Raw genomic sequence first — 19469 nt, forward strand, 5'->3', positions numbered from 1 at the left:
TTTCCTCCTACTCCGCCACGGCTTCCAAGCGATTTAAAAACTTGGACACACCTGGATAGTTACTTTCAATATATGCTTTAATAGCGTCTTCCCCTTTTTCCATAACCTCTAATGGGAGAATACTAGCATAGATAGTGCTTCTAACCTGCTTCCAATCCTTATTGTTCAAAAATTCTCTTTCTCTCACAGAAGAATCCTTTTGAAGGTCAGCATAGTAAGAAGATATAGCTTGGTCATAGGATTGCCCATTTTGCATACGGCCGATAAGATTGACTGAATCAAGGTCTGCCTTGTAGTCATCCTCACCAATACTTGGCTTCATATCATTCGCATTAAAGGTCGTATCTCCCTCCCAGCCTGAAAGGTCCTTGACATGCTCTCTACTGCCATAGAGATCGGCTAACTGAACTTGATTAGGATTAAGGTGAGTCGCCATAGTGATGGACTGGTGGGTAAAGTCTGCATGACCTGTCACCAATTCTCCCACTGGGTTTCAACCTTGACCTCACCATAATTGCTTGGCGTGTACTTACTGTCATAAATGGTACACCAGTCTTTCAAGACTTTTTGGTTGACGATTTCGTCGTAGTCTTTGTCTAAATCTTCTTTGGAAATATTATTTTTTCCTAAATATTCTCTTACTTTTTCTTCATCATCAAGATATTGACCTGGTTGCCTTGGCTCTTCAAAAATAGCAAGCTCCTTTTGAAGTACTTTCTTTTTTATATTATAGTGTGCCGAATACCATAGGGTAATATTCGAATTAGTCTTTCTTTCAAAACGAATCGTCATCCCTTTAATACCTTCTCCAAAATTAAAGCTAATTTTAATTTTAGAATAATTACTAGGAGTCATTTTGTTGTCGTAAATTCCAAACGGATTATTAGATATATTGGGGTCATCACTTGGCCAGACATCATCAATTTCAAAGCCATCTATGTTTCTTAAAATATTATTTGTATGATATGTCTTCTCCGTCTCATGGTAGATTTCATCAAAAATATTTTTAGGTTGTTTAGGAAAAAAGTAAAAACAGGATAATACAATTAGTGCAATTAAGGCTATTAGACCTAAAATTTTTTTCATGTTATCACCAATTCTCCCACTGGGTTTCAATCTTAACATCGCCATAATTACTTGGCGAGTACTTGCTGTCATAAATCGAGCACCAATCTTTCAAGACTTTCTGGTTGACGATTTCGTCGTAGTAAAAATTCAAATCCTTGGTAGTGATACCGTACTGCTCTAGATAGGATTTCACCTGAGCTTCGTCTTCGATATAAGTTTCCGTATCTGCTTTCTTTAAAACTACTTTCACAGATTTTTTTAAAGTACGGTCTTGATAAGTATATTTATTCCATATCCTGACTCTCGTGTTTAGTCCTACTTGCCTCTCGAATGAAACGGAGCTTAATTGAGATGTATATTCAAAATTAAACCCAATTTCTATCTCAGAATAATCTGACGGTGTTTTCTCTTTGTTGTATAATCCGAACGGAGTATACAAAATATTAGGGTCATCACTTGGCCAAACTGCTCTGATTTTAAATCCATCTATATGCCTTAAAATATTATTTGAGCGATAAGTCTTCTCTGTCTCCTGGTAGATTTCATCAAAAATGTTTTTAGGTTGTTTAGGAAAAAAGTAAAAACAGGATAATACAATTAGTGCAATTAAGGCTATTAGACCTAAAATTTTTTTCATGTTATCACCAATTCTCCCACTGGGTTTCAATCTTAACATCGCCATAATTACTTGGCGAGTACTTGCTGTCATAAATCGAGCACCAATCTTTCAAGACTTTCTGGTTGACTATTTCGTCGTAGTAAGAATCCAAATCCTTAGCAGTGATACCATACTGCTCTAGGTAGGATTTCACCTGAGCTTCGTCTTCGATATAATTTTTCGTACCTGCCTTCTTCAAAACTATTTTTACAAATTTTTTTAAACTGCGTTCTTTATGAGAATATACAGTCCACATTTTTATACTAACGTTGGACTCTATCCGTTTTTCAAATGAAATCAAGTTTAATTGAGCTTCGGTCTTAAAATTAAAATCTATAGCAATTTTCTCATAGCTATCTGGTAAAGCATTTCCCTCATAGGAGACACTTGGATAAAATCTAGAATCATCACTATACTCTTGATATTTATGTGCTTCAACATCTTTCAACTGGTTAAAGATATTATTTCCTAGATAGGTTTTCTCCGTCTCCTGATAAATCTCATCAAAAATGTTTTTAGGTTGACTAGTAAAAAAATAGAAACAGGATGATATGATTATCACGAATAAGGCTACTATGCCGAGGATTTTCTTCATGTTATCACCAATTCTCCCACTGGGTTTCAATCTTGACATCACCATAATTACTTGGCGAGAACTTGCTGTCATAAATCGAGCACCAGTCTTTCAAGACTTTCTGGTTGATGATTTCGTCGTAGTCTTTGTTTAAATCTTCTTTAGAAATATTATTTTTCCTTAAATATTCTCTTACTTTTTCTTCATCATTAATGTACTCTCCAGCTTTTCTCGGCTCTTCAATGATGTCAAGCTCTTTTTTTAGCACTTTCTTTTGCATATTATAGTGTGCCGAATACCGTAGGGTAATATTCGAATTAGTCTTTCTTTCAAAAAGAATCAACACCCCCTTTATGCCTTCTCCAAAATTAAGGTCAATGGTTATATCACTATAGCCTTTGGGAAGAGTTTTATACTTTCCGAAAGGATTGTGAGATATATTTGGGTCATCACTTGGCCAACCTGGACTGATTTTAAACCCATCTATGTTTCTTAAAATATTATTTGTATGATAAGTCTTCTCCGTCTCCTGGTATATCTCATCAAAAATGTTTTTAGGTTGTTTAGGAAAAAAGTAAAAACAAAATAATACAACTAGTAAGACTAAAGCTAATAAACTGAATATTTTCTTCATCATCATCCTCCTACTCCGCCACGGCTTCCAAGCGATTTAAAAATGTCGATACTTCTGGATAGTTACTTTCGATATATGCTTTAATGGCATCTTCCCCTTTTTCCATAACCTCTAATGGGAGGATACTGGCATAGATAGTACTTCTAACCTGCTTCCAATCTTTATTTTTTAAGAATTCTCTTTCTCTAAGAGTCGAATCCTTTTGAAGGTCAGCATAATAGGAAGATATGGCTTGGTCATAGGATTGCCCCTTTTGCATGCGACCAATAAGATTGACCGAATCGAGGTCTGCCTTGTAATCATCCTCACCAATGCTTGGTTTCTTATCCGTAGCATTTTTAGTCGTGTCCCCCTCCCAGCCTGAAAGGTCCTTGACATGCTCTCTACCGCCACCATAGATATCGGCTAACTGAACTTGATTAGGATTAAGGTGAGTCGCCATAGTGATGGACTGATGGGTAAAGTCTGCATGACCCTCTCCGTTGTTAGAGTAGGCCTTCAGTTTGCTATCCCAAAACGTATCAAAATCAATCTCAGTTCCATAAACTTCTTCAAATGATTTTTTATAGGAAGCATAATAATTTGAGCCTTTTTTTTCATCAGCAGTCTTAATGTCATAGATACTTTTATATTTCCCACCGGCCATCTCGTGCTGCAGTCTAAGGTTATAATACAGTTCTTTGGCCTTTTCTTCTTTCAATCCTAATTCTTTAAAGATTTCAAGAATTGGTTTTTCTACTCTCATTTTTTCAACTGTAGATGGACTGCTAACAACCTCATCAAAAAAATAATTTTTTAAATAGCCCGCAGTTTCGTTCCACTTAAAGTCATCATAGTTAGCTGCACCGACGACTCGCAAAAAGATATAGTCACGGAACTCTTGACTTGAGGTTGGGAACTTCTTGTCTATCCCTTGCTTGATGGTCAAGAGCTGTTGGGCTGTCTCTGCGTCAAAGCCGTATTCTGCCATCATGGTCTGGACAAAGGCCTTCTCTTTACGACTGAGTTTCATATCCTTTGTGTCAGAATAGGCAGATAGGTAGTTGGCCCAAGTCAGGTCAGATGGGACTTTAAAGACCCCTGTCTTTGCATCCCAACTATTTTCAATCTGGGCCAGTCCTCGACTCAGTTGCACATCGATACTGTCTAGTTCATCGAACAGTCCTCCTGAATAGCTATCATAGGCACGCAGGTCTCTCAAAATCGTTTCATAGACGCGTTTATTGGCGTGATGTCCTCGCATGAGTTCCACATTACTGCGTCTCAATCTTCCCTTTTCTTCACTATCCATGGTCAAGCTAGAAAGGGTTTGGTTGACTTCATCTAGATAGGCAATCATTTGCTCTTCCTGACGGATCTTATCAAGCAGATCATCCTCGCGCCAACTCTTGCTGTCGACCATCGTTTGGTAGTCTTCTGGTAATTTCTTGATAGCTTGAGAGAAGGTCTCGGCATAGAGTTGCCCCCCTTTGCTCAAGGGTAATAAGACACTTGCAAAAAAACTTCTAGCCGAATTATAAGCATCGCCCTTTAGACTCTCTGTATCTTCTGAAAACTTTTTGATGGCTGATTGCAAGTCTTGATAAGCCTCAACCTGAGATTGGCACATGCTTGCTACACTCGAACTTTGTAGTTGGGATTGTTCTAAGTACATATCAATGCCCATGTCGTTTTTCCTCCTCTCTTTCTAGTTCTTTGCGTCTTTCATAGTAGACCTCATCCAAGTCTCCCTCTAATCGGAACTTTTCTTTTTTCAAATCATCCATGCGGTAGCTGAGATCCTCAAGGATTTGGTTTTTAAGTTGGTTTCTTTGTAGGAGTGTTTCTTCCAACTGTCCTGCATATCGGCTCAACATGTGGTGCTAGTAAACTTCTATATTATAGAACGAAAGGGATAGAATCAACATTTAAATAACACTTTAGAACGAAATAATATACTGTCTTGTACCAAATCCCTTATTAAAAAATAGCTAATACTGTTTGAAAGTTATTTCATAGTTTCTTATACAACTTACTACCAATTCTCCCACTGGGTTTCAATCTTGACATCGCCATAATTACTTGGTGAATACTTGCTGTCATAGATGGTACACCAGTCTTTCAAGACTTTCTGGTTGACGATTTCGTCAAAGTCTTTCTCTAAATCTTCTTTGGAAATATTATTTTTTCTTAAATATTCTCTTACTTTTTCTTCATCATCAATAAATTGACCTGGTTTCCTTGGCTCTTCAAAAATCGCAAGTTTCTTTTTGAGCACTTTCTTTTGCATATTATAGTGTGCAGAATACCATAGGGTAATATTTGAATTAGTCTTTCTTTCAAAACGAATTGACATCCCTTTAATACCTGAACCAAAATTAAAGTTAATGGTTATATCACTATAGCCTTCGGGAAGAGTTTCATACTTTCCAAAAGGAGTATAAGATATATTTGGGTCATCACTTGGCCAACCTGGACTGATTTTAAACCCATCTATGTTTCTTAAAATATTATTTGTATGATATGTCTTATCTGTCTCCTGGTAGATTTCATCAAAAATATTTTTAGGTTGTTTAGGAAAAAAGTAAAAACAGGATAATATAATTAGTACGAATAAGGCTACTAAACCGAGAATCTTCTTCATGTTATCACCAATTCTCCCACTGGGTTTCAATCTTAACATCGCCATAATTACTTGGCGAGTACTTGCTGTCATAAATGGTGCACCAGTCCTTCAAGACTTTCTGGTTGACGATTTCGTCGTAGTAAGAATCCAAGTCCTTAGCAGTGATACCGTACTGCTCTAGATAGGATTTCACCTGAGCTTCGTCTTCAATATAAGTTTCCGTATCTGCTTTCTTCAAACCTATTTTGACAAATTTTTTCAAAACACGATCCTTACGAATATATTTATTCCATAAGCGAACTCTAACGTTTGGCCCGATTCGCTTTTCAAATGAGATTGAACTTAACTGTGTTTTTGTAGCAAAATTAAAACTAATTTCTACTTCAAAATACTCTTCTGGGGTATGGTCTTTATTATAAGTTCCAAACGGATAATATTTAGAATACTCTCCATCACTTGGCCAACCTGGACTAATTTCAAAGCCATCTATATGCCTTAAAATATTATTTGTTCGATAGGTTTTCTCAGTTTCTTGGTAAATCTCATCAAAAATATTTTTTGGTTGTTTAGGAAAAAAGTAAAAACAGATGAATATGATAAACGACATTAACGCTGTTATACCTAGTAGTTTCTTCATTAACTTTTCCTCCTAGTCTGCCACAGCCTCTAAACGATTTAAAAATGCGGATACTTCTGGGTATTTTTCTTCAATATACTCTTTAATAGATGCCTCACCCTTTCTCAGTATATCCGCAGGCGCTACCCCTGCGTAGATTGTACCTTTGACCTTTTTCCAATCCTTATTTTTCAAAAATTCTCTTTCTCTCTGAGAGGAGTCTTTTTGAAGGTCAGCATAGTAAGAAGAGATGGCTTGGTCATAGGATTGCCCATTTTGCATACGGCCGATAAGGTTGACCGAGTCCAAATCCGCCTTGTAGTCATCCTCTCCGATACTTGGCTTCTTATCCGTAGCATTAAAGGTCGTGTCTCCCTCCCAGCCAGAAAGGTCCTTGACACGCTCTCTACCACCATAGATATCGGATAACTGGAAACTGCTAGGATTAAGATGAGTGGCCATAGTGATGGACTGGTGGGTAAAGTCTGCATGGCCCGCTCCATTGTTAGAGTATGACTTTAGTTTGCTGTCCCAAAATTGGTCAAAGTTACCTGAAGTACCATAAACTTTTTCGTATTTAAACTTGGCATTATTATAATCAATTTCGTTTTCTTTTATTTTTTCTATATTATCAATTTTCCCACCTGCCATCTCATGTTGCAATCTAAGATTATAATACAGTTCTTTGGCCTTTTCTTCTTTCAATCCCAGTTCTTGAAAGATTTCAAGAATTGGTTTTAAAGTTCTCAATTTTTGGCCTGTATTCGGATCACTCACAAATTCTTTATAAAAATATTGCCACAATCCACCTGCCGTTTCGTTCCACTTAAAGTCGTCATAGTTGGCGGCACCGACGACTCGCAAAAAGATATAGTCACGGAACTCTTGACTTGAGGTTGGGAACTTCTTATCTATCCCTTGCTTGATTGTCAAGAGCTGTTGGGCTGTCTCTGCGTCAAAGCCGTATTCTGCTATCATGGTCTGGACAAAGGCCTTCTCTTGACGACTGAGCTTCATATCCTTTGTGTCAGAATAGGCAGATAGGTAGTTGGCCCAAGTCAGGTCAGATGGAATTTTAAAGCTCCCTGTCTTTGCATCCCAACTATTTTCAATCTGGGCCAGTCCGCGACTCAACTGCACATCGATACTGTCTAGTTCATCGAACAGTCCTCCTGAATAGCTATCATAGGCACGCAGGTCTCTCAAAATCGTTTCATAGACGCGTTTATTGGCATGGTGTCCTCGCATGAGTTCCACATTACTGCGTCTCAATCTTCCCTTTTCTTCACTATCCATGGTCAAGCTAGAAAGGGATTGGTTGACTTCATCTAGATAAGCAATCATTTGCTCTTCCTGGCTGATCTTATCAAGTAGATCATCCTCGCGCCAACTCTTGCTGTCGACCATACTTTGGTAGTCTTCTGGTAATTTCTTGATGGCTTGAGAGAAGGTTTCCGCATAGAGCTGTCCCCCTTTGCTCAAGGGCAATAAGACACTTGCAAAAAAACTTCTAGCCGAATTATAAGCATCGCCCTTTAGACTCTCTGTATCCTCTGAAAACTTTTTGATGGCTGATTGCAAGTCTTGATAAGCCTCAACCTGAGATTGGCACATGGTTGCTACACTCGAACTTTGTAGTTGTGATTGTTCTAAGTACATATCAATGCCCATGTCGTTTTTCCTCCTCTCTTTCTAGTTCTTTGCGTCTTTCATAGTAAACCGCATCCAAGTCTCCCTCTAACCGGAACTTTTCTTTTTTCAAATCATCCAAGCGGTAGCTGAGCTTCTCAAGAATTTGGTTTTTAAGTTGGTTTCTTTGTAGGAGTGTTTCTTCCAACTGTCCTGCATATCGGCTCTGATAGGCCGCCTCCCACAAATAATTTTGATAACGGTGACTAGCTCTATCATACCCTTCAAAGGTTTCTATCAGTTCTTTGGTGCGATATTTCTCTTTTCCATTGTCTTCTAGTTGGTACAAGAGGTCTCGCTCTCTTTTCTTCAACTCATCTAACTTGCTCATGCATGACTCCTAAAACCATTGGCACCCGCTTCATCTAGCGCCTCAAAATCACTCGCTATAGAGTGCAGTCGTTCTGAAGTCAGGGTGACGGCTGCCGAAATCTGACTAGCTAGATTTTGAGACTTTGTCAGACATTGATGGGCTTTGTTATTCCCTTGAAGGGTCGTTCGATCATCTTGACTAGCCACAGCAATTGCTGTTAAAGATTGACAAGCATTTTTCAGCTGACTCGCATATGTTTGCGCAATATTTAGATCACTTTTTACTGTTGACATGACTGTTCTATCCTTTTTCTCAATCCCTTGTGATAGGTTTACTTTATTTAGCTATATAGACCTATTATACCATGTTTTGAATGCAAGCCCTAATTTATTCTATATTTAGATAATAAAATAGTTTTATATCTAAAAAGCTACCTAATTATACTAGCTTCATTATCAAGCTATGCTCAATTGAACACGGCCTAAGCACTTGGCAAAAAAGATAAAATCTCCTAGAAACTGAAGTTTCTTCGTCACTTTTCCTATTTTTGCTTTGTGCTTTTCACGGCCTTTGTATCTTGTTAATTGAACACGGACTAAGCACTTGGCAAAAAAGATAAAATCTACACGAAGGGAGAAAATCTGGTTTATTTTACCTTATAGTGCTAGGAACCGTAACCGAAGATTATACTCGAGTATATCGCGAGGTAAAGTGACAACATAAAAAGCCCTCTGAAATTAGAGAGCTGATTTGAGCTCGGGCTAAAATCCTAGTGAAACAAAAAAATCTACACGGTCAGAAAAGTCTCTATCGTGCCATTTTCATACATGATGTATAGTCCAAGTAGAATGAATACTAAGGGCACAATGATTCGCTCGTATTTTTCAATTGTCTCGAATATTAACGGAATAGAGGATAACACCCGACTAATCTCGCATAAGATAATTATGCCGATTACAAACACAAGCAAAGCCACGAGGGTCTGTGACCAATCTAACGAAGCAAAATAAGGTATATAGATACCTAAATTATCTCCGCCAGACGCAATTGTTAGCAATGTAACTGTCCAAAACAGTTGATTTGCCTTGCTTTGTTCTAATCTTTCAATAATTTCTTCCTCTTCTTCCTCACCTTCTCCAACAATTGCAAAGCGAATCCCTAAATAGATAGGGATTAAACCAAGCAATCCAACCATCCATTCTTCAGGCACGAAATTAACGACATAAGCAGCAACTAAACTCGCCCCTACAAGTAAGCCTGTGCCTAGATATTGCCCCGCATAAATATGCCATTTTTGTTTATTCTGTGATAGCTGTGCAAATAAAATAATTAAAATAATTAAATAATCGATACTGGTAGAAATATAAACACCAATAGCAGATATGATTGTCTGTACCATAAAAAAACTCCTGTATTAGTCAGTAATAAATCAGCAGATTTTAGGAGAGCACAGACACATTAATTTAGCTATCGCTAGTGGGTAATGTCGAACATAGGAAAGCATTTTACTCCTCCTCAAAACGTAGTTACAAAGTAATTTCTAACTGGAATTCGGTGACTACTTCCATGTAAAGTATAACATACTATACTTTACTTCGTAAAGTGTGGGCTCTCCGAGGGAGCTTGCAGACAGCTACGCACCCTTATGGTGTCATTAGCTGATACCATTTGAGGTTTTTGTAGTCTCCAAAATTGTGACCGATAAAACCTCAATAAAAAAGCCCCCTGAGATCAGAGAGCTGATTTGAGCTCGGGCTAAAATCCATACAAAAAAGCTACCCAATTTAGAGTAGCTTCATTATCAAGATATGCTCAATTGAACACGGCCTAAGCACTTGGCAAAAAAGATAAAATCTCCTAGAAACTGAAGTTTCTTCGTCAATTTTCCTATTTTTGCTTTGTGCTTTTGACGGCCTTTGTATCTTGTTAATTGAACACGGCCTAAGCAAGCAGATAAAAACAAAAAGCCCTCTGAAGTCAGAGAGCTCCAGTCTTGCTGGATAAAACGTTTATAGACTAGGCGACAAGCCGAAGATTGTACTGATGGTACATCGAGGCGAAGCCAACGCAGTATAGAAACGTTTTAAACGCAAGATTAGCGACGAAGTCCTAGAGAGTTGATCAACTCACGGTAACGGTTAACGTCGTTTTTACGCAAGTATGCAAGCAAGTTACGACGGCGACCGATTTTCTTCATCAATCCACGGTAAGTAGCGTGGTCTTTTTTGTGTTGTTTGATGTGTTCGTTAAGGTGGTTGATTTCCCAAGTAAGGACAGCAACTTGAACCTCTACTGAACCTGTATCACCTTCGTGACGTGCATATTGTGCGATGATTTCATTTTTTTTCTCTTTTGAGATTGCCATGATGTTTCTCCTTTTTATTTGGCTTCATCCGAGTGACAGGTTGGCATGCCTGCAACCAAGAAGAAGTTATTTGTCTTTACGACAGTTCTTATTCTACCAAGAAGCAGAGACTTTGTCAACTGATTTACTTTTTAAAAACTTGACCTACTCTACTGATTTCAGGGCTTCAAGCATATCCACCTTTCTCAAGTGGTGATTGACAAAGAAACCCAGTAAGGCTAAAATCACAGTCACTGCGACGATTGGAAGAGCAGAGACTTCCCAGCTGACCTGTGGATAAAAAAGTATGGTGGCAGGTGAGATCATTTGAATCAAAAATTGATGTAAATAGTAGCCAGCTACCAAACCGAGAACAATCCCCACAAAGGACAGCACCATGGTCTCGCGGTAGATATAGAGGGTCACTTCTTTATTATGGAAACCGAGAACCTTGATGGTCGAAAGTTCACGGATACGCTCTGCCACATTGATATTGGTGAGATTGTAAAGAATGACAATGGCTAGCAAGACGGAAACAAGGACAAGGATTGCCATGGTTTTATTGAGAGAATTGGCTACAGATTCAAAAAGGTGGATAGGCGTTGCATTTTGGACCACCCCAGAAACAGCAGTTTTTTTCATAAAGGCCGCAGCTTCTTTCTCCGTATTGGATGGTGTTGGCTCTTTTAATTTTACTAGGTAGGTATTGTCTTTCGGACTGGTATCGTAGACTTGTTCGTATGTCGCTCGGTTGAGATAAACAAAGTTTCCAACATAGTTTTCAGAAATAGCCGCGACCCTGATTTCTTTCCCATCAAGCTCCAGCTTGTCTCCAACCGTAATACCTTCTAGTTGAGCTAATTTTTGACTCACGACTGCTCCATCTGTGACCTGCACCTCTTGGCCATTTTCCTCTAATGCGATAAAGGGTTTGAAATTTTCTCGGCTTGTGACCATTATGGTGATAGTCTGAAGTCCTGCTTTTCCTTTGAAATCTTTTTCAATGGATTTAGAGTAAATCTTTTGATAAGCATGGATAGGCTCAGCTTGCAAGGCACTTTCTAGGTCTGCTTTTTCTTGCTCCGTTACACTGCTCTTTTCCGCTACAATCATCTGGTATTGCTGGATTTGTTCAAATTGACGCTCGACAACTCCTCCCACAGAAGACTGAATGCCAAGACCTGCAAATAGGAGAACAACCGAACCCGCAACTCCAAAAATGGTCATCAACATCCGTTGCTTATAACGGAAAATATTTCGCGCCGTAACCTTATGAGTGAAGCTCAAACGACTCCAAATAAAGCTCAAGCGTTCCAGCAAAATCTTTGATCCTTTAACGGGAGGTTTGGGCAGCAAAAGTTGGGCTGCTTCATCGTGCAATTCCCTCCGTGCCACTAGATAAGCTGGCAAGACACTGGATACCCAACTTAAGGCCAGGGCAAGAAGGCTATAAGACCAGTAGAAATACTCCTGACTTTTCCCAACGACCATTCCAGCTGTTATAACATCCGAAATCACGCCTGCAAGGAGATAATGTCCTAGAAGCGTTCCTAAAACGGTTCCCACAGTTCCTGCAAGAAAACCATAGAGGACAAACTTGGCAACAATATCTTTATTCTGGTAACCTAGGGCCTTGAAAATACCAGCATTGGTACGCTCTTCATCCACAAAGCGAGTCATAGTTGTAAAGGTTACCATTGCAGCGACCATATAAAGCACCACGGGAAAGATATTCCCGACAGAACGAATACTTGCTGAAGCGTTACTGTACATGAGATAGCCTTGACCGCCTGGCATGGTTTGGCGGTTGTATACATGGTAAGTAGGCTCTGCCAGTTCATCAAGCTCTTTCTGGCGTTGTTCAAGCTTCTCTTTTTCCTTGGCTAGATTACTCTCTGTCTGAGCCATTTTTTCTTTTTCTGTAGCCAATTCTTCCTTAGCTTTTGTCAATTGCTCCTTGACTTGACTCTTTTGAGGCTCAGGCAAAGCGGTCACTTGTTCTTCTTGCGTTTTCAATCGACTTTCAGCCTGTTCTAACTGGCTCTTGCCTTTTTGAAGGTTACCTTCAGCTGTTTGGAGCTGCTCTTTTCCATCTTCCAAGCTCTTTTGCCCATTTGCTTTGATACTTGCCAATCTTTTTTGACCATTATCGGCAAGCAAGTTTTGTAAGTCTTCCTGGTGTTGATCTCGTTTGCTTCTATAGTCTGATGAGAAAGCATCCAAATTTTTTAAATCATCATAGCGCACACGCGCAATGCTATAAACATCTGAGTCAAACTGACTGGGTAAAATCACTCCATAGCCAGCCAAGCTTCCATTTCCACTACTAGCTCCTCCTAAATCTTCTTTAGAAAGGATTTCACCCGACTGAACAAATCCAGTAATGGTGAAAGATTGGGATTTTATGACGGGCTTCCCTTCTTCTTTCTTGCTAAAGATGATAGTCTGCCCAATCTGATAGCGGTCTCTCCAGAAATCTGCCAAGGAAATTTCCCCATCAGCCTCTGGAAGTCGCCCTTCTGTCACTTGGAAGGTTGAAATTCCCTCCGGCTTGGAATAAAGTCGAACCGCTTCTTCACTATTTTCAACGGTTAGGTCTGCCATATAGCCAAACTCAACACTTGCTCCTTGAAGGGTCTTTAGTTCGTCTCGATCCTCTTTATACAAGCCATAATCAGCTATCACTGCCAGATCCAAGGTATTTGCTTTACGAAGATAATCCTCAGCAGTACGTTCCATATTGGGGCTAGTCACTTTGAGACCTACTAGGGCTAAAGACCCCAGCATCATCAAGGTCAAGATGGATAAAAAGCGTCCCTTGGAAGCAGTCACCGACTGGAGCAAGTCTTTTCGGTATGTTTTTTTCATGCTAATACTCCAATGTATCGATAGCCTGTGGATTCTCATTGATTGTTACTCTCATAACAGTGGCATCACGCATGTGAATCACCCGATCTGCGATAGGAGTTAGCGAGCTATTATGAGTTACGATAATCACCGTCGCTCCCTTTTGACGAGACATATCTTGGAGAATCTTCAAAACCTGCTTGCCTGTTTGATAATCCAAGGCTCCAGTTGGTTCATCACAAAGGAGGATTTTAGGATTTTTGGCTACTGCGCGTGCAATGGAGACTCGCTGTTGCTCCCCTCCAGAAAGCTGGGCTGGAAAGTTATTGAGACGATGAGCCAGACCTACATCTGTCAAGACCTGTTCAGGATTCAAGGCATCTGTCACAATTTCTGATGCCAACTCCACATTTTCCTTAGCTGTCAGATTGGAAACTAGATTATAAAACTGAAAAACAAAACCGACATCATTGCGGCGGTAATTGGTTCTCTGGTGGGAATTGTAGTCTGCAATATTGGCACCATCAATCCAGATTTCCCCTTCGTCATTGGTATCCATTCCCCCAAGAAGATTAAGAACCGTTGACTTGCCCGCACCAGATGCACCTAGAATGATAACCAATTCACCCTTTTCAATCTCAAAATTCACATCACGATTGGCCACAATCTCCGTATCCCCAACCTGGTAACGCTTGTAGCTGTGTTTCATTTCAATATAAGCCATCGTCCTTCTCTCTTTCTTACAAACAAGTCACTCTTTACTATCATTATAACGCTTTTTCGAAGAGTTGGAAACCAGAAGCAAATCATAACCACCCGTCAAACGGTGGTTTGTACCAGGGCTATAAGCCTAAATTACCAGCCCGCGCCTAAAGACGCTGGCTTTCACGTTGTTTAAGCCTCATTGCTCGTGACTCGTCACTTGCCTCTTAAAGAGACTTACCACTATCCCTAAAGGGATCCTCATATTCTTTTACACTTAATTTATCTAGTACTATATCATGCTTCACTCATTCTCAAAATTTCATACTCGTGAAGAAATCATCCACTGGATAATTTCTTTAATCTTAAATATATTTCTTAATTGTGGCTTCATTGAGTCCAATCGTTCTCACATAATAACCTTCCGCTCAAAAATGTCGCTTTCCAAACTTGTACTTGAGATTAGCGTGTTTGTCAAACATCATGAGTGCACTTTTACCTTTTAAATACCCCATGAAACTTGAAATACTTATCCTTGGTGGAATATTTCTCCTAAACTACTTCTATATTGATTATAAGTGACTTTTCGTCTATACTTAGGGGTGAACACAATGTGATACTTACAGTGCCACTTTGTGTGCGATAAACTATGTGCCTTTTGTGCCATATTTTTCTCCTTTCGCTTTACAATTGGCTTGAACAACTTTATTGTATCGCGTTTGGAGTTTTTTTGGTGTAGCCTTCGACGCGCATCCGCATAGCGGGTGGTTTATTTGTCTCGCACCTAACGGAGCGAGACGGACTAATAGTCACATAATACAAAAAAGCTGAACAAAGTCAACTTTTTATTGCATTAACATTTGGACCTAAGTCCAATATAGTGTGAAGAAGAATTAATTAGTCTTCTAGCATAGTTAACTAATAGAATTAGTCAGTATTCTTAAAACATATCAATACATAGTTAAACTCTCTTTAATTTCTGAATTTAACTTATTCTAATCTTTCTGCATAACCTTAATATAGCTACTACCATCGTGTGACTTGATGATAACTAATTGTTGAGCGATTCCTTCCTTCATGTCGTCCACGTGACTGATGACACCGACCATGCGATTTTCACCAATTTGTTCTAGGACAGAGATAGCCTTGGTGAGGGCTTCCTTGTCTAGTGACCCAAAACCTTCGTCGATGAAGAGGGCTTCAACAACATCACCCTTGCTGGTATTTTGCACGACTTCTGAGAGGGATAGAGCAATAGCCAGTGCGGCGATAAAGGTTTCACCACCAGACAAGGATTTAACAGAGCGCTCACTGCCTGTCAGTTGGTCATAGACGTTGATATCCAAACCAAAGTGATCACGCGCTCTGCGTCCTTCCTCGCTCAAGACAAAGGAATAGCGGTTATCCGTTAAGAGACCGATGTAGTTGGCATTAGCATAGTCCAAGATTTGTTGGAAATACTGACGGATAACGTAGACCTCAAGATTGAGACGCCCAGTCAGAGCAGTATTTTCTCCCTTAACCACTTTAACCAAATCACTGAGCTCTTGATGAGCCTTAAAGGCCTCCTGGTTGCTGTCTTGAAGGGTCTTAGCCGCCTGGTAGGTAGCCGTCGCATCCTCAAGCCCCTTCTCTAATACAGAAACCTGAGCATGCTGCTGATTATAGCTTTCCTGACAAGCCTCTACTGCTTGCGCTAGACTATCGAGATCTGGTTGTTCTTGATTTTGGAGAAGCTCTTGGCTATTGCTAATCTGGATCTGCAACTCTTGTTTAAGAGTTTGGTAGCTTGTCAATTGAGCCTGGAGCTCAAGAATATCTTGATTGTTCACCTCATGCAACCAACTCTGGATTTGATTTTGGTCATTGGTGAGCGCCCCTTCAGCCTTAAGACTTTGGTCTAATTCAGCCGATAAACGCTTCATTTCTTCGCTGGTCTTTTCTTTAGACTTGTTCAAGCTCTTAAGTTGCCCCTTGATACCTTGAATGTCGTCATGAAGTTGGTTGTAGGAATCACCATGTTCCTTGACTTGCTTATTGTAGAGGTCCAACTCTTGCTTAGCTAGGGAAATACGCTCTTGATAAACCTCAACTGATTCAAGCTCTGGATGAGCTTCCTGCAAGTCTTTTAGGCGTTCCTGAGCTTGGTCGAGAGCTGCCTTGACCTCTTGATAGCTCTTAGCCAAATCTGTCGCTTTTTCTTGGGCCTTAGCTAACTCCTCTTGATAATGGATACGGTCTGCCTCTTCCTTACCATAGCGTTTTTGGAGTTCTTGATAATACCGCTTAACCTTTCGGAGCAAGGCTTTTCCACGGTCAGCTTCATAGTCCTCTGAAAAATCAAAATCAAACCGTCCCTTAACTTGCTCTTCTAGTTCTTGGTAGTGTTTTTCAAGAGCAAGCTTAACTTTAGCCACTTGATCAAGCAGACCTTGATGGTAAGTCTCAACTTCACTCAAGGTAGCCTGACGGTTTAACAAGGTAGCGACTTGATTTTCTTTTTCAGTTTGAAGTGCCTCCACCTTTTTCATGAGTTTCTTCAAGGCCGCTTCATCAGCCTGTGTCCCATCGACCTTAGGATGATCCAAGGAACCACAGACCATACAGGGCTGTCCATCTTCTAATTCTGCCTGCAACTGGGCAATCATGAGTTGACGACGGGAAGCCAAAGTCGTTCCTAACTTTTCTTCCAATTCTTTGAGGCTTTCCTGAGCTTGGTCCCTATCCAAAGATAAGGTTTGATGACGCTTTTCGATCTTTGCCAACTCCTGATTCAAGCCCTCTATTTCTTTCAGGTCCTGATCCAGTTGCTTATCTACACTGTAACCCACAGACTGGAGGAGTTTTTCAGCCTCATGCAAACTCTCTAAACTAAGACGATTGGCCTCCAAATCTGACAAGGATTGGGAAAGGAGCTCAATCTCTTTCGAAGCCTGCTGATAGGTTTCCTCCAACTGCTTGTAGTTAGCACTGGACCGTTCGATTTTTTCTTGCTCTTGGGCAAGACTCTGGGCATAGAAAATAGCCTCTTTCCACGCTTCCAGCTTCTCTTCTTTTTGAAGAATATCCTTAGATTTAGCTGCAAGTTCCTCTTTTTGAGCCTTAACTTCCTTAAAAGCTTGTTCCTTAGCACTTAATGCTTCCTGAGCAATTTCAAGGTCCTGTTCTACTTGCAACAACTGCTTCTGATACTGCTTCAAACTGCTAATGGTTTCCTGCAAGCCTTGGGCAAACTGCAATTCCTCCAGATGCGCTTTTGCTTCTGCCTGTTCCTGAGCACCTTCCTCAATTTCCAGACGGTAACGCTCCTTGGCTAGCTCCAATTCTTGGAAAATCTTTGCCACATCTTGTGCAGTTTGCAAGCTCTTCTGCAGCTTAGCCAAATCCTCATGGGCTTCCTTCAAGATGCTTTTTTGCTCTTCAAGATTATCTTGCCGTTGCGCCAAAAGTTCTTCAAGACGTGCCAATTTTTCATAAGCTGGTGTTTGGGCCAAGACAGCTAATTCTTCCTCAGACCAAACCTGACTGGCAAAATGGCCATCTAGTTGAGCCTGGCGCTTCTCCATATCCTTATTGCTCTGACGAAGACGCTCTTCCAAGCTCTTTTGGAAGCGGTCAAAAATACCTGTTCCAAAGATTTTCTTCAAAATTTGAGTCTTGGTCTTTGAATCTTCTTTCAAGAAACGACTGAAATCATTTTGAGGAAGAAGGATAATCTGTTTGAACTGCTCGGCATTGAGACCCAAAATCTGCTCAATCTGATCACTAACTTCCTTGATTTTATCCCCGAGCTTTTCGATTTCTTGACCACCAATCTTATCCACAATAACAAGAGAAGCCGTTGCCTTTTTTATGGTCGTTCCACCTCCTCGCTTGCCTCTCTCCTGCTGGAGAACACGTTCAATGCGATAAAGGTGGTTGCCTTGTTGGAAGTAAAAAGTCACCTTGGTCAAGTCATCCTCTGGACCAGCAAAGGTCGACCGCATCTCCTCGACAATGCGATCACCACTGGTCGTTGCAAACAAGGCTACTGTCATAGCATCAAAAAGAGTACTCTTACCAGCTCCTGTATCTCCACCAATCAAAAAGAGGGGTGCATGATCAAACTGGGTAAAATTGATAACTTCCTTACGATAAGGCCCAAAATTAGTCAATTCTAACTGGACTGGTCTCATTGTCGGCTCCTCCCAATCTCCTCAAAAATACTTTCCACAAGGGCAGTTTGTATCTCAGACAAGACATCGCCCCCAGTCACTGTCTGGTAGAAATCAGAAACAATTTCCTGTGGCGACTGCATTTCCAAATCTTTTAAGTGCTGATTAACAGTCAAAGTTTCTTCCCTGACATCACCCAAACGACTGAAAGTGATTTCTACAATATCTGTCCCATAAATTTCTTCCAGACGGGCACGCACATTGATACCCTCTAACTCCTTACGGCTAGACAGTTGAATATCAAAGGCAAACCAAGCCTTTTGACAAGGCTGTTCCCTATAAAATCCAGGTGACATCAAGGTTTCAAAAGGCGCCTGCAAGGTCAAAATCGGCCGTCTAACTTCTATAGAATGGAAGGTTTGAGACAAGTTACCAGTCGAATCCAATTCAAAAATATAAACACCCTTTTCTTCCTTGCGTTTAGCTTCTTTGACATTAAAGGCGACTGGACTGCCTGAATATTGCACGCGCTTGGTCGGACTAGCAAAGCGCGTATGGATATGCCCCAAGGCCACATAATCGAAAGCCTTGAAAAGGTCACTGGTCACATTGGTAAGACCACCCACCGTATTGCTGGTTTCAGACAACATCAGTTCTCGAAGACTTTGACCATCTTGGTCATCTTTCTTAGAAACCGCAAAATGCGTCACTAAGATATGAGCCTTGTCAGGATCAAAAGCTTTTTCCATATCCTCAAGAATGTAGGTCAAGGCATCACCAATCCCCTGAATCTCCTTATCCTCATAGTCCTTATAATAAATCCGAGCATCAATAGGATCAATAAAGGGTAGGAGAAAAATCTGGCAGTCTCCCAACTCGATAGGCTCAAAAGCTTCCTCCAAACGTGTGCTTAAATGAAGGCCCTGAGATTGAAAAAAGTCTCGTCCAAAATGCAAGCGTTCGGCTCCATCGTGATTACCACTGATAGCATAGACAGGAATCTGCTCCTCCAATACCAAGCGGGCCAAGGTCTTATTAAAAAGCTTAATCGCATCCACAGGGGGCACCGCACGGTCATAGAGGTCACCTGCAATGATGACCCCATCCACCTGTTCAGAAATAGCTAAATCCACAATCTGTTGAAAGGCCCACTCCTGCTCTTCTAACAAAGACCAACCATTGAGCGTTCGACCTACATGCCAATCTGACGTATGTAATAACTTCATTACCCTCTCCTCATTCAGTTTGATTCTATTTTACATTTC

17 protein-coding genes and 2 pseudogenes are annotated in these 19469 nt (G+C 40.4%); all 19 read right to left on the reverse strand.

Annotated features, from left to right (window positions below):
• Positions 1 to 7: 7 nt before the first annotated feature.
• Entirely contained in the window at positions 8 to 475 is a 468-nt protein-coding gene (locus tag FJN11_RS06425) for a hypothetical protein (protein ID WP_140224355.1), read from the reverse strand.
• Entirely contained in the window at positions 472 to 1086 is a 615-nt protein-coding gene (locus tag FJN11_RS06430) for a TipC family immunity protein (protein ID WP_140224356.1), read from the reverse strand. Before FJN11_RS06430 ends, FJN11_RS06425 begins: the two co-directional genes overlap by 4 nt.
• A gap of 4 nt (positions 1087 to 1090) precedes the next feature.
• Positions 1091 to 1705: a TipC family immunity protein gene (locus FJN11_RS06435; protein ID WP_140224357.1), complete on the reverse strand. Its 615-nt coding sequence runs from the start codon at positions 1703 to 1705 to the stop codon at positions 1091 to 1093.
• A 4-nt stretch (positions 1706 to 1709) separates the two neighbouring features.
• Complete coding sequence (locus FJN11_RS06440; RefSeq protein ID WP_140224358.1) at positions 1710 to 2321, reverse strand: TipC family immunity protein; 612 nt, start codon at positions 2319 to 2321, stop codon at positions 1710 to 1712.
• 4 nt (positions 2322 to 2325) lie between these two features.
• Positions 2326 to 2934, reverse strand: a complete 609-nt coding sequence (locus FJN11_RS06445; protein WP_140224359.1) for a TipC family immunity protein — start codon at positions 2932 to 2934, stop codon at positions 2326 to 2328.
• Positions 2935 to 2944: 10 nt separating this feature from the next.
• Positions 2945 to 4600, reverse strand: a complete 1656-nt coding sequence (locus FJN11_RS06450) for a T7SS effector LXG polymorphic toxin (RefSeq protein WP_140224360.1) — start codon at positions 4598 to 4600, stop codon at positions 2945 to 2947.
• Positions 4590 to 4784 (reverse strand): annotated as a pseudogene (locus FJN11_RS06455) (hypothetical protein); the annotation flags it as partial. The pseudogene FJN11_RS06455 and the gene FJN11_RS06450, both read right to left, overlap by 11 nt.
• Before the next feature lie 164 nt (positions 4785 to 4948).
• Positions 4949 to 5557 carry a TipC family immunity protein gene (locus FJN11_RS06460; RefSeq protein ID WP_140224361.1) on the reverse strand — a complete coding sequence of 203 codons (609 nt, stop codon included), beginning with the start codon at positions 5555 to 5557 and terminating at the stop codon, positions 4949 to 4951.
• Between the two features lie 4 nt (positions 5558 to 5561).
• On the reverse strand, positions 5562 to 6176 hold the full coding sequence (locus tag FJN11_RS06465; protein ID WP_061590367.1) for a TipC family immunity protein: 615 nt from the start codon (positions 6174 to 6176) through the stop codon (positions 5562 to 5564).
• Between the two features lie 12 nt (positions 6177 to 6188).
• Positions 6189 to 7826 carry a T7SS effector LXG polymorphic toxin gene (locus tag FJN11_RS06470; RefSeq protein WP_061590368.1) on the reverse strand — a complete coding sequence of 546 codons (1638 nt, stop codon included), beginning with the start codon at positions 7824 to 7826 and terminating at the stop codon, positions 6189 to 6191.
• Complete coding sequence (locus FJN11_RS06475) at positions 7816 to 8175, reverse strand: DUF3958 family protein (RefSeq protein WP_140224362.1); 360 nt, start codon at positions 8173 to 8175, stop codon at positions 7816 to 7818. The genes FJN11_RS06470 and FJN11_RS06475 overlap by 11 nt, the downstream gene beginning before the upstream one ends.
• Positions 8172 to 8450 (reverse strand): TIGR04197 family type VII secretion effector, encoded by a 279-nt coding sequence (locus FJN11_RS06480; RefSeq protein ID WP_070479865.1) that lies wholly within the window; start codon positions 8448 to 8450, stop codon positions 8172 to 8174. The genes FJN11_RS06475 and FJN11_RS06480 overlap by 4 nt, the downstream gene beginning before the upstream one ends.
• Positions 8451 to 8944: 494 nt before the next feature.
• Positions 8945 to 9556 carry a CadD family cadmium resistance transporter gene (locus tag FJN11_RS06485; RefSeq protein WP_000250865.1) on the reverse strand — a complete coding sequence of 204 codons (612 nt, stop codon included), beginning with the start codon at positions 9554 to 9556 and terminating at the stop codon, positions 8945 to 8947.
• A 696-nt stretch (positions 9557 to 10252) separates the two neighbouring features.
• A complete protein-coding gene (gene rpsO, locus FJN11_RS06490) occupies positions 10253 to 10522 on the reverse strand; it encodes a 30S ribosomal protein S15 (protein ID WP_001018251.1) in 270 nt (89 codons plus the stop codon).
• A 144-nt stretch (positions 10523 to 10666) separates the two neighbouring features.
• Complete coding sequence (locus tag FJN11_RS06495) at positions 10667 to 13375, reverse strand: FtsX-like permease family protein (RefSeq protein ID WP_181146405.1); 2709 nt, start codon at positions 13373 to 13375, stop codon at positions 10667 to 10669.
• Positions 13371 to 14072: an ABC transporter ATP-binding protein gene (locus FJN11_RS06500; RefSeq protein WP_140224364.1), complete on the reverse strand. Its 702-nt coding sequence runs from the start codon at positions 14070 to 14072 to the stop codon at positions 13371 to 13373. The genes FJN11_RS06495 and FJN11_RS06500 overlap by 5 nt, the downstream gene beginning before the upstream one ends.
• Before the next feature lie 205 nt (positions 14073 to 14277).
• Positions 14278 to 14717, reverse strand: a pseudogene (locus FJN11_RS06510) (transposase).
• 328 nt (positions 14718 to 15045) lie between these two features.
• The gene (locus tag FJN11_RS06515; RefSeq protein WP_140224366.1) at positions 15046 to 18225 is read right to left on the reverse strand and encodes an AAA family ATPase; all 3180 of its coding nucleotides are present in this window, start codon (positions 18223 to 18225) and stop codon (positions 15046 to 15048) included.
• A complete protein-coding gene (locus tag FJN11_RS06520; RefSeq protein ID WP_049552202.1) occupies positions 18222 to 19430 on the reverse strand; it encodes an exonuclease SbcCD subunit D in 1209 nt (402 codons plus the stop codon). Before FJN11_RS06520 ends, FJN11_RS06515 begins: the two co-directional genes overlap by 4 nt.
• Positions 19431 to 19469: the final 39 nt, after the last annotated feature.

Source organism: Streptococcus symci, from assembly GCF_006385165.1.
Lineage (GTDB): Bacteria > Bacillota > Bacilli > Lactobacillales > Streptococcaceae > Streptococcus > Streptococcus symci.